Genomic DNA, 8,305 nt, shown 5'->3' with positions numbered 1-8,305 from the left:
GGCCTGCTGATTGAATGAAGGAACCAGAAATAATCACAAGGAGCCACAAAAGACCGTTGGTGCCACGGCGTTGCCGCGTCGGTCTGACTCCGACAACGCCGTGAACGGGACTTTCCGTACTTTTTCTTCCTACTTCTTCCGCCACGGACCGGTGATCGCGATGGTCAGGCCGTCGCCCTGGGCGTTGGCATACAGCCATTTGCCGTCCGGGGAGAACGTCGCGCCGGCCCATTCGCCGTCGGAAGCGGCATTGCGTGCCAGCGGGTACACGGTGCCGTCATCACCTACGACGGTCAGGTAGTTCTCGCCGTCGCCGTCCTCGGCGAGCACGATACTGCTGCCGTAAGGCGAGATGGTGATGTTGTCGGGACCGTCGAAACGTCCACCCGGAGCGATCCTGACCACCAGCTCGATGGCCGACTTCCGTGGGTTGAACTCCCAGACCTGGCCCTCGTGCACACCTGCCGCCGGGGAGCCGGCCTTGGCGAAGCTGGAGACGATGTAGGCGCTCGTCCGCTCCCAGAAGATTCCCTCGGCCTTGGACACGCGGGTGATCGCGTTGTTGGCGAACTGCTTGCGGACTGGTGTGGTCGTCGCGTCCGGGTCGGGCACGTCGACCCAGGTGACCGGAAGCGTGGTGCCAAGCTCGGTGAACACGGAGAGGTCGGGTACGCCGGGCACCGCGAGTGCCTGAAGCTTCCCGCCGGCCCGCAGGCTACCCGGGCCACCCAGCGGCTTCTGCGGCAGGAACCGGTAGATCAGCCCGAACGGCGAGCCCGCGTCCTCGGTGAGATACAGGACACCGGTCTTGGGGTCGACCGCGACCGCCTCGTGTGCATAACGCCCGAGCGCCTTCAGCGGGACGGCTTCGGTATCGGTGAGGCGCCCGTGGGGGTCCACCTCGAAAACATAACCGTGCTTCTTGGTCAGGCGGGCGTCGGAGGCCGGGGTCAGCTCGGTCTCCTCACACGACAGCCACGTTCCCCATGGTGTGTTGCCACCGGCGCAGTTACGAATTGTTCCGGCGAGGCTCGCCACCTGCGAGATCAGTTGATTACCGTCGAGAACGACGGTGGTGGTCCCGCCTGCGGCGCCCGGGTCGTAGACGATTCCGGACAGGTGCGGAACCGGGTTTGCCGCACCCGGGGAAAGCTCGTGGTTTCGTACCAGCACCGCGTTGTTGTGCTTCCGTCCGGGAAAGGCGAACATTCCGTCCGGCGCCCCCGAAAGCTTCTCGCCCGTCTGCAGCGTGTCCACGCCGGCGCGGGAGAGAATCTTGTATTGGAAACCCTGGGGAAGATCGATGATTTTTGCGGGATCGGGGATGAGCTCCCCGTAACCGTGGAACCCGTTCGGTTCCGCGGCCGAGGCGGTCCCACCGAAGATCGAACCGACCGCTCCGGACAGAACGAATCCCAGACTTGCCGTTCCGGTACCGGCGATGACCTGGCGACGATTCACAGACATGGGTATTTGTCCCCTCCTCGAAATACCGAGTCCGCACGCTTGCAGACCGACATGGCCACGAAGCGACACCCAGTCGAACGGCAGTCGACCACTTGATCGATGCGTTCCATCGGGTACTGATCGTAGGCGTGTCAGGCAAGGTTTCGTCCGAAATATGGTGAAAATACCGGTTCTGGGAGTGCTGGGTCGGCCGGCGACTCATCGGGGAGTCGCCGGAGCTGGTCCTCCCACGGGCGATGCCCGCCGTGAGCCCCCTCGGCCGCCCCCGTCCGCGTGCGCGGCTGCAGTGACGGACACCGCCGTAAAATGGACGCCGCCGTAAAAATGCAGGTGCGGATCGTCGGCGTGACCATGGGATCACCGCACTGATCGTTACGCCGTTTCTCGGGCCTCGCGGTCGAACGAGGCCTTCAGGCCTGCCAGCACGATGATGGCGCCGGCGGTCGCTCCGTTCGCCAGAATGATCGTCATTTCGTCGGTGAGCAGACCGTAGCTCAACCACAGAGTCACCCCCAGCCCCAGGACGCCCAGATAGGTCCAGGAAATGTCCCCGGCGGATCGCGTCCGCCATGACCGCAGCAGCTGTGGCAGCCAGCATCCCGTCGTCAGCGCGCCTGCCACCAGGCCCAGTATGGTCATCCGCGTCCCCTTCTCATCGTTTCGGTAGAGGATATAGAGGTCCGCTGGACGCGCTCTGAAAAAAAGGGCGTTCATCGGCCGGCCGCCCCCGTGACCGTCGAGGTCGGACCGTGGCCTGACCTCGACCTGCGTCTATATCGTTCGTGATCGACGGGGGCAGGGGCCGCGTCCTGTGATGCTTGCCATAACGCACCATATGCGCCCCTGGGCCGGTGATGCGTGGGCGAATCAGCGCACCTGCAGTGATCGGGATGTCGATGCCGTCGACGCCGAATAGCCTCTGTGCGGGATGGTGTCGTCGAGTGTACTCGAGGTGGCTTCGTCACGGCAATTCGGTGGGGGTCACAGCCATTTAGTGGAGGGCGGTCAAATTATCCCACATGAATCATCGACGAAGGGGTGCATGCGGCTGGTGTTCGCGTTATCGTTCATATGTCCACGTTGGTCGCCTGGCTTCGTCCCTGATCCGCCGGAGTGATGGGCATGTATGTGCAGATCGAATGGCCGTTGAGGGGTCGGTACAGCCGTCCCACATATTCTTTTGATTGTGGGCCGAAATGAGCCGTCCCGTGGACTGGGGTGTTCTCGGTCTGGACGCCGATCCGACACCGGGTGACTTGTTTGCCGTGCGGGATCTCGCGCGGCGGCTCCTGAAGTTCGCCGCGGATGTGGAGTGTGCCCGTGGGCAGGCCACCGCGGTGACCGCCGATGGAGTCGTACAGTCCTGGTTGGGACGGGCCGGCGATAGTTACCGGGACGAGCTCGGCGAGTTCCCCGGGCAGTTGCACAAGCTCGAGGTTTCTCATCGCATGGTCGGGAACGCGCTGAACGCCTATGGGCCGGTTCTGGAGACGGCGCAGGCGCAGGCGGACGCTGCGCTCGCGAGAGGTCGGGATGCGCGTGCTCGTCGGGACCACGCCCGGGCGCTGGTCAGTCTGACGCAGACAGCACTGGTCTCGGTGTCGCCCACGGTGACCGCACTTGCCCAGGGCTTCCCCGTTGACACGGCTGAGGTACCCCTGCCTGATCCGGCCCAGGTCACGCAGGCGATCCGCAACCGTGACGCGGCTGCGGCCCGCCTCGACCAGGTGAGCAGATCCCTCCAGGATGCGCAGGACGATCTGGACGCGGCACGCCGCCTTGCGTCGGCCGCGAAGCAGCTGCGGGAGGACGCCGCGAAGATCTGCGCGGCCGCGATCCGTTCTGCTTCCCACGCTGGAATTCGTAACAGGTCCTGGCACTTCTGGGAGGGCCTGAAGGAACGGGCCGGGAGATTCTGGAACGTAGCTGTCCGGGCCGCGAAAATCACTGTTGCCGTACTGGGCGTGGTCGCGCTTGTCATCGGTGGGCCGGCTGCGTGGATAGTGCTCGCCGCCGCACTCGTGGTCCTTGCCGACACCCTCGTTCGATACGGTGACGGCCGGGCATCTCTGGGGGATGTCGGGCTTGCGTTGCTCGACTGCGTTCCCGGTACCAGGGGGCTCACCACGATCGGCGGGCTCGTCCACGGTGCCGGCCAGGTCCTGCGCGGGGGCCGTGCCTTCACCCGTTCCGCCATGGCGGCCGGCGGTACCCGCCTTGTGTCAATGGCCGCCGACATCCGGGGCGCCCGCGCTCGCACCACCACGCTGTTCAGGAACTCCCCGGTCAGGAACCCGCCGGCACGCGAGGGCGTCGCAAAGCTCGATACCGGGATGCCCACCGCCGGCGGTGAGGCCACCGGCCGGGCGGGCGAAGGGGCGTGGGCCGGTGAAGGGGGGTTCACGCTCACAGCAGAGCAGAACGCCTCCGCGGATCGCTTCCTGGATCACGCGGCTGGTGCGGAGCCGAGTATTCGCGCGGCACTATCATTGCTTGTAGCACGTCAACCCGGCGCCGAGATGGTGGGTCTTGACCAGGCGTTGAAGTCCGCCGACTCCTTGAAGAGGAAGGTCGCCACCACGTTGTTCCATGCTCCCAATGTTTCGACCGGCGAGGCTCTCGCCCGGATCCGGGATTCGGTTCGCTACACCGCCTGCTTTTCCGCCGACACCTACAGCGGGGCAGTTCGGGACATCGTGACGCGACTGCAGTCCCATGGTTTCGAACGGCTCGACTTCAAGAACGGATGGGGAGGTGACGGCTACAAGGGGATCAATTCGATCTGGCGTGATCCGGGATCCGGCCAGGTATTCGAGCTGCAGCTGCACACGGCTGACAGTTTTGACGCAAAAACGATCACGCATGTGCTGTACGAACAGGTCCGTCTTCCCGGTACCAGCGCGGCACGTCGGAGCGCACTGGATGCGGAGCAGAACGAAGTCTTCTCCCGGGTACCTGTTCCGACCGACGCCGTGGACCTGACGTAGGGAGTCGTGGTGAACCGGACAACATACTATTTTGCGACTAACCCGCTGCTTCCGGAAAAAGGAGTGATAAGCGTCTTCCGCCGCCGTGGGGGTGGCGTACAGCCCACGGACGAGGTGTTCTCCCGGGACGGGCGATGGCATGCAACCGACTACCTTCATCTCTACCGGCTCGGGCATGACGACGACGACCTCGTCGAGGTTTCCGAGGCGGAAGCGAACGCCCTCATCGACACATGGACGCGTGCATGGGGCCTTGCTGACAAGGAGCGGAAGTGACATCCGAGTTTTCGACGTCCACCCCTGCCGGGACGCCCACTCCTGTCGGGACGGCTGGCGCAGGAGCGTCCGGTAGCAGTTTGATCACACCGGACGCGACGTTCGAGCGGATCTGGCTGGACGACCGCTCCTGGATCGACGTGGCACGTAACTGGATGACCGGAACGGACCAGCTCTATGCCGAACTGGCCCGTACCCTGCCGTGGAAACAGGGCAGTGTATGGCGTTATGAGCGTTATATGACCGAACCGCGGCTTACCGCGTGGATCGCCCGTGGTCGGCCGGTGCCCTATCCCGCCCTACTCGACGCCTACCGCGCACTGCGCCGCCGCTACCAGATCGACTTCGACGGGTTCGGACTGTCCTGGTACCGGGACGGCAACGACAGCGTCGGTTTTCACCGCGACCGGGAGATGCGATGGCTCGACAACACGGTGATCGCGATACTCACGACAGGAGCTCGCCGACCGTTCCTGGTGAAGTCCCGCCATGTGCCTGCCGGGCGGCGGATTCTGAACGACGACAGCGATGCCCGTGACCTCGCGCCGGGTTCCGGTGACCTGCTCGTTCTCGGCGGGCGTTGCCAGGCCGACTGGCTGCATGCCGTTCCCAAGGTGCCCGGGGTGGCGGAGGGCCGGATCTCTGTTCAGTGGAGGTGGACGTTCCGGACCGGTCGGCCGGAGCGGGGCCCCGGGTACCGTGCTCCTCGCACCTTTTCCCGCTGACACCGCACTTCCTGTTCCCGCTGGCACCGGCTGCTCGCACCAGGTCTTCCTGTTGTGTCCTGAGTCACGTGCAGCGGATCTTCAACTGTGCGGATCGCCGTCCGTATCGACCGATGCCCGCCGGACACGGCCCGCCGTCTGATTACGATCAGGGCTGTGTTGCCTGACCCCGACCGAGAGCATGCACTCGTTGAGCAGGCCCTCGCCGCCTATGATCTTGGATCCGCCCCCACCTTCAGCCTGCTTGGAGTCTCGGAGAACATCACTTATCAGGTGGACGACCCGGCCGGGGGCCGCCGGTGGGCATTGCGACTGTATCGGCCCGGCTACCATCCGCTTGAAGAGATCATTTCAGAGCTGGCCTGGATCCAGGCGCTGCGCCATGACGGTGTCGTCCGTACGCCGCCGGTCGTCCTGACCCGTGGTGGTGATCCGGTGACTATGGTCACACATGATCCGTCCATCCTGGAAACGCGCTCAGCCGGGTCTGATCAGCGGCGCTATGCAGCGCTCTTCGAGTGGGTAGAGGGATCCTCGCCGCAACCGTCGGACGCCGCGGGTCTTGTCCGTGGGTTCGGTGTACTGGGTGAGATCACGGCGCGGCTGCACCGGCATGCCCGTGCCTGGCGGCGTCCGGCCGGCTTCACCCGGTTCGACTGGACGTGGCGGACGACCCTTGGAACGGACGGTCGGTGGGGTAGCTGGCAGGACGGGATCCGCGCCGCCACCAATGATGATCACAATGGGTCGGGAGCGATCGACGGTGAGGGAATCGCCGTCCTGGCGCGTGCAGCCGAGGAGATCCACCGCAGGATTGAGCGGTTCGGCACCGGCCCGGACCGGTTCGGTCTCGTCCATGCGGACATGCGTCTGGCAAACCTGCTGGTCAACGGGCGGCCGGAGGAGCTCACAGTCATCGACTTCGATGATTGCGGGTTCAGCTGGTATCTGTTCGACCTGGCCGCATCCTTGTCGTTCATCGAGCATCGGCCCGAGGTGGGTGACCTTGTCGACGCCTGGCTCACCTCCTACCGGCGGCACGTGTCCGTGTCAGTGGAGGAGGAGGCCATGGTCACGACCTTTGTCCTGCTGCGCAGGCTGCTGCTGGTGGCCTGGCTCGGCTCCCACCCGGAGGCTGACGCGGTTGCCAGTGTTGCCGCGTACGCGACGGCATCTTGTGATCTCGCAGATGACTACCTCAGCGGGTCACGCTCACTGACTCTGTGACTACGTTTTGTGATCTTCTTGTGTGTCCTGTTCTGTTGTGGCACAGTCGTTTCCCCCTGTAGTGGCTGAACGGTAGCGTCGGGAGCTGTGGACGGCGTTACCCGATATGCAAGGATGAGCTCTCCGTTGGGTCCGTTGCTGCTCGTTAGTGATGATGTTGGTCTGTGTGCGATCCACATGGGGGAGCCGGAGGCGGAGCCCGGATGGCCGGATGACATCGAGCCGGATCCGGTGTCCCTGCGGGATACGATCGAACAGCTTGAGGCGTATTTCATCGGTGATCTGCTTGCCTTTGACGTCCCGCTGCACCCAGTCGGCACACCGTTCCAGCGAGCGGTGTGGGAAGCCGTGGCGGCAATTCCCTACGGCGCTACCAGTAGCTACGCAGAGATCGCCAAGGCTGTCGGACGGCCGTCAGCCTTCCGCGCGGTAGGGCTCGCCAACGGCCGTAATCCGCTTCCGATCATCGTTCCGTGCCATAGAGTGATCGGTTCCAGCGGCTCCCTGACGGGTTACTCCGGTGGCATCGGTCGTAAGCGACACCTTCTCGATCTCGAACGTCGCACCCTTGGTCGTGGCTGTCAGGCTGATCTCGGGAACTCTGATCTCGGGCTGCATCGATCGGTTCCGAACGAATCGATCATGGTCGCCTCCGTCGTCCCGGATAATGATGTAAGCGGTCGTGCGGTCGGGCCAGGAATCCACTGACCTTATTTTTTGTTGTGTAGCGTTCTGTTTCGTAGTCTTGTGGGAGACGGTTGAGGTGTTGCGTATCCCATTTCGATCTTTATCGCATCCGATTTATTGATCTTTTGGGCTTGCGGCCCGTTTGTCCGATGTGAGCTCTTGGGCGTCTGATGATTTTTGTGGTGATCGGCCGTGCTTCGTTTCCGGCGGCGAACCGCCCCGGTGAGCCCCCGCACCCGCTTCTCTCTTTGTGCATATGGTCGAGATGATTGCTAAAAGAAGTGAATCAGTTACCCAATTTTGACACAACGACTTCGTGAAGTTGTGTTGTCCTCGTGTGGCGATGGTGGCCGGCGGGGACCTTATCGCTCTTGCCCACGGAGTACCTTGCTTGAACGCGGATCGAGCGATGTCGGAGCGTCCGGCAATAGGATCTTGGATCGAGGAATGGGGTTGGGGTGCGTACATCCGTTCCCGGCAGATCGGCTTCCGGACCCCGGATCCGGTAGGAACCCCGGGCGCACCGAAAACATGATCGTGCTGCCTTGGCCCGGTAGTGACATGGGAACTCGGGTCGCTGGCAGCGCATCAGAAGCATGATCGCGCTGCCTTTGGCCCGGTGGCCGAGGTGTCCGCTACCGCGTTAGCCGGTGCCCCGGGCGACGTAGTGCTCTGGTGGCGCGGAGCTCCCGGTAGGAAAGCCCGCTGCTGCCAACAGGGGCTTGCTGTTCGGTCGATACCAACTGGACGGAAGGAGGAATGTGGTCGACAACACACGGGCGCTGGATACGAACGCCGGAGCCGGCAGGCAGCTCGCCATCCCGGGCGTGCTGGTGCTCATGCCCACATCCGATTCCGGTACACCAGTGGTGGATCCCTCGGCCTGGCAGCGCGCGGTGCTGCGCTCGTGCCTCCCGCGCGCGGCCAAGCTCGTTG

The 8,305-nt window shown here is 64.0% G+C and carries 7 protein-coding genes; 5 read left to right on the top strand and 2 right to left on the bottom strand.

Going from position 1 to position 8,305, the window contains the following annotated elements; translation table 11 throughout:
• Positions 1 to 129: 129 nt before the first annotated feature.
• Positions 130 to 1,467 carry an alkaline phosphatase PhoX gene (locus tag DD1DGNOD_RS01040; RefSeq protein ID WP_131764671.1) on the bottom strand — a complete coding sequence of 446 codons (1,338 nt, stop codon included), beginning with the start codon at positions 1,465 to 1,467 and terminating at the stop codon, positions 130 to 132.
• Positions 1,468 to 1,839: 372 nt separating this feature from the next.
• A complete protein-coding gene (locus DD1DGNOD_RS01035; protein WP_131764672.1) occupies positions 1,840 to 2,106 on the bottom strand; it encodes a SemiSWEET family sugar transporter in 267 nt (88 codons plus the stop codon).
• A gap of 557 nt (positions 2,107 to 2,663) precedes the next feature.
• Here DD1DGNOD_RS01035 and DD1DGNOD_RS01030 point away from each other — a divergent pair.
• From DD1DGNOD_RS01030 to DD1DGNOD_RS01010, 5 genes are all read left to right on the top strand, one after another.
• Positions 2,664 to 4,454, top strand: coding sequence for a hypothetical protein (locus DD1DGNOD_RS01030; RefSeq protein ID WP_131769229.1), 1,791 nt, complete (start codon positions 2,664 to 2,666; stop codon positions 4,452 to 4,454).
• A 9-nt stretch (positions 4,455 to 4,463) separates the two neighbouring features.
• On the top strand, positions 4,464 to 4,730 hold the full coding sequence (locus DD1DGNOD_RS01025; RefSeq protein WP_131764674.1) for a hypothetical protein: 267 nt from the start codon (positions 4,464 to 4,466) through the stop codon (positions 4,728 to 4,730).
• Positions 4,727 to 5,455 (top strand): alpha-ketoglutarate-dependent dioxygenase AlkB, encoded by a 729-nt coding sequence (locus DD1DGNOD_RS01020; RefSeq protein WP_131764675.1) that lies wholly within the window; start codon positions 4,727 to 4,729, stop codon positions 5,453 to 5,455. Before DD1DGNOD_RS01025 ends, DD1DGNOD_RS01020 begins: the two co-directional genes overlap by 4 nt.
• A gap of 156 nt (positions 5,456 to 5,611) precedes the next feature.
• Complete coding sequence (locus DD1DGNOD_RS01015; RefSeq protein ID WP_241251089.1) at positions 5,612 to 6,682, top strand: phosphotransferase enzyme family protein; 1,071 nt, start codon at positions 5,612 to 5,614, stop codon at positions 6,680 to 6,682.
• 114 nt (positions 6,683 to 6,796) lie between these two features.
• Positions 6,797 to 7,390, top strand: coding sequence for a methylated-DNA--[protein]-cysteine S-methyltransferase (locus DD1DGNOD_RS01010; protein ID WP_131764676.1), 594 nt, complete (start codon positions 6,797 to 6,799; stop codon positions 7,388 to 7,390).
• Positions 7,391 to 8,305: the final 915 nt, after the last annotated feature.

The sequence above is a fragment of the Candidatus Protofrankia californiensis genome (assembly GCF_900634765.1).
Taxonomy (GTDB): domain Bacteria; phylum Actinomycetota; class Actinomycetes; order Frankiales; family Frankiaceae; genus Protofrankia; species Protofrankia californiensis.
Note: the sequence above shows the minus strand (reverse complement) of the source record. Positions and strands in the feature narration are given on the sequence as shown.